General features: G+C 70.0%; 3 protein-coding genes. 2 read left to right on the top strand and 1 reads right to left on the bottom strand.

Features of this window, described 5'->3' with window-relative positions:
• Positions 1–120: 120 nt before the first annotated feature.
• A complete protein-coding gene (locus Q4I23_RS31980) occupies positions 121–546 on the bottom strand; it encodes a DUF4112 domain-containing protein (protein ID WP_498528907.1) in 426 nt (141 codons plus the stop codon).
• 483 nt (positions 547–1,029) lie between these two features.
• On the opposite strand from Q4I23_RS31980, the gene Q4I23_RS31975 reads away from it, so the two are divergent.
• Positions 1,030–1,263, top strand: coding sequence for a hypothetical protein (locus Q4I23_RS31975; RefSeq protein WP_454018810.1), 234 nt, complete (start codon positions 1,030–1,032; stop codon positions 1,261–1,263).
• Positions 1,264–1,402: 139 nt separating this feature from the next.
• The gene (locus Q4I23_RS31970; RefSeq protein WP_498528906.1) at positions 1,403–2,494 is read left to right on the top strand and encodes a Tim44 domain-containing protein; all 1,092 of its coding nucleotides are present in this window, start codon (positions 1,403–1,405) and stop codon (positions 2,492–2,494) included.
• Positions 2,495–2,740: the final 246 nt, after the last annotated feature.

Raw genomic sequence — 2,740 nt, 5'->3', positions numbered from 1 at the left:
GGCAGCGTCAGATGTGTATAAGAGACAGGGGGAGGATCGTGCAGACCGCCTTCCACCGCTTTGACACAAGTCAAGCGTTCGAACGCCCGGCCGTGAACGCCCGCCCGTCTGGCCGGTCCGTCAGTTGGGTGCGGCCAGCCGGTTCTCCAGATGCTCCAGCAACAGGTTCAGGTTGCGGCGGTTGGCCTTGAAGCCGATGTCGAAGAGGGCGCCGACCACCGGGACCGAGCCGCCGGCCCAGTCCACCGCCATGTTGGCGACCATGCGGGCGATCAGGCTCTTCGGCAGGTCGAAGCGGGCGGCTTCCATGATGATGTAGGCGGCCACCACGGTGGTCGCCGTGCTGCCGGCGACCGGGACCAGCGCGGCGATGCCGTCCAGCCCGAAGGGAATACGGGTGCCGGGAACGCGCCAGCGCGTGTCCATCAGCCGGGTCAGCCGGCGCAGCCGTTCCAGCCGTTCCAGGTCGATGTGGATGACCGGCGCCGCCGTGGCGACGCCCGAGAGGCTGGTAGCGGGCGCGGGGCGCGTGCGGATGTCGCTCATGGGGCTTCACCGGAGCAGGAGAGCCGCCGTGGGGAGCCGCCGGTGGATGAAGCCGTGGGCGGAGCCGGTCGGGCGTGACGGGGGAGCAACCCGCGGCTGTGCCCGGCGGTTCCCGGCCTATCTCCATCGGGTGCCCGGCACCACGGACGCGCTCACGGTCTGGGCGGGACCATCGTCATACGGATGGTCGGGCGGACGCAGGGTCATCGTCCGAACGGAGAGGGGGGTGACGACCGGGTGCGGCGAATGGACGCGCGATCTGGATTTGTGGGAAGCCAAGCGATTGTTGTTCCGACGATTTTTCCGGAATCGCCGGGGTTTCGAGCGGCCATATGCCGAAGGCATCTCTGGTCTGGGGCGTCCTTAGGCACAACAATGGTGCGCGCAGATCGAGACTTTAGACCGAAAAGAACCGAACGGGCACCCGCTCCACAGGGTGATGGGCGGGGCACCAGTCATCGGAAAAAAGCAGGGAGGATCACCATGACCACACTTTATTGCGCCTGCTGCGGACAGCCGTTCCGCCGCAGCTCGCCGCGCGGCCCGGCGCCGCTCTACTGCTCGCGCGATTGCCGTCGCCAGATCGAGGTGCGCCGCCGCGTCTGGGCAGCGCTGCAAGCGGCGGAGCGGCTGCCCGCGCCGCTGCCGCCGGTCGTTCCGGCCGGTGCGGGAACTTTCCATAGGGTGGAAACGGTGTGGGAGCGCGCCTCCGCCTGATCGGGCGCAACGGGCGGCCTGCGCATTTTTTGGCCGGTTTGGTTGCGGCCCCCTCTAAAACAGCAGGGCTGCCATACCATATAGGAGGACGCTACATGAGTGAGCGTCCCCCGAAACGAGGGCTTTACCGAACACGGCCATGACCCAGAACACGCGATCCCCCCGCACCGTTTCCCGCACTCCGGCCCGCGCCTTCGGCGCCGTCGCTCTGGCGCTGGCCGTGGCGCTGACCGCCGGCACCGCCGACGCCCGCGCCGGCAAGAGCAGTTCCGCGGGCAGCCGCGGCTCGCGCACCTACGAGGCGCCGGCCCAGACCAACACCGCGCCGCGCGCCGCCCCGATGGAGCGGTCGGCGGCCCCGGCCCAGACCCCGGGCGCCCAGCAGCCGGGTATGCAGCAGCCGGGCATGGCGTCGCCGGCGGCGGCGCAGCGCGGCGGCTTCTTCTCGCGCGGCGGCTTCATGCCGGCCCTGATGGGCGGCCTGATCGGCGCCGGCATCGCTGGCATGCTGTTCGGCGGCGGCTTCCTCGATGGGCTGGGCAGCTTCGCGGGCATCCTGGGCTTCATCCTCCAGATCCTGCTGGTCGTCTTCCTGGTCCGTCTGGCCATGCGCTTCTTCCGCAACCGTTCGGCGGGCGCGGCGCGGCCGGCGGGCATGGGCGCTTCCAACGCCGCCTATGCCGGTCCGAATCCGGGCGCCATGAACCCCGGTGCGATGAACCGCGAGGCGGTGGACGCGCGCTCGAACCCGCTGGGTGGTGGCGCTCGCGGTGGTGCGGCGGCGGGTCCGGCTTCGTCCGGCCGTCCTGGCGTGCGCCGTGACGACCTGGGCATCGCTCCGGCCGACTATCAGGCGTTCGAGCAGACGCTGGTCGCGGTCCAGACCGCCTACGGCAACGAGGACCTGACGGCCCTGCGCAGCGCCGTGACGCCGGAGATGGCCTCCTACTTCACCGAGGAACTGGCGGCCAATCACAACCGCGGCGTGGTCAACCGCCTGTCCGACGTCCGCCTGCTCCAGGGCGACCTGGCCGAGGCGTGGCGCGAGGGCAACGCGGAATACGCCACCGTGGCGATGCGCTTCTCGCTGACCGACGTGACGGTGGACCGCGCGAGCAACCGTGTGGTCGAGGGCGACCCGAACCGTTCGGTCGAGGCCACGGAAATCTGGACCTTCACCCGTCCGCGCGGCGGGCGCTGGGTCCTGTCGGCGATCCAACAGGCCGGCTGACCACTCTCCACTCCTCAACCGGTCTCGCGAGGGGGGCGTCCGAAAGGCCGCCCCCTTTTGCATTTCCGGACTCCCCTGGGCGGATGGGACATGATAGAACGTATCAGGAACAAATACCTGCTCAGCGGAAGCGAGTCATGCCCGAACTTCCTGTGCCTGGGTCCTGCATCGAAGCGCCCCCGCCGGACCGGGCGGCGGTTCTGGCCGATCTGCGCGCCCGCATCCGGGGCCTGGAAGGGCTGGGCG

This window comes from Azospirillum sp. UFLA03-27 (genome assembly GCF_059803775.1).
The sequence above is the reverse complement of the archived record's forward strand: the minus strand, read 5'-3'. Positions and strand labels throughout refer to the sequence as shown.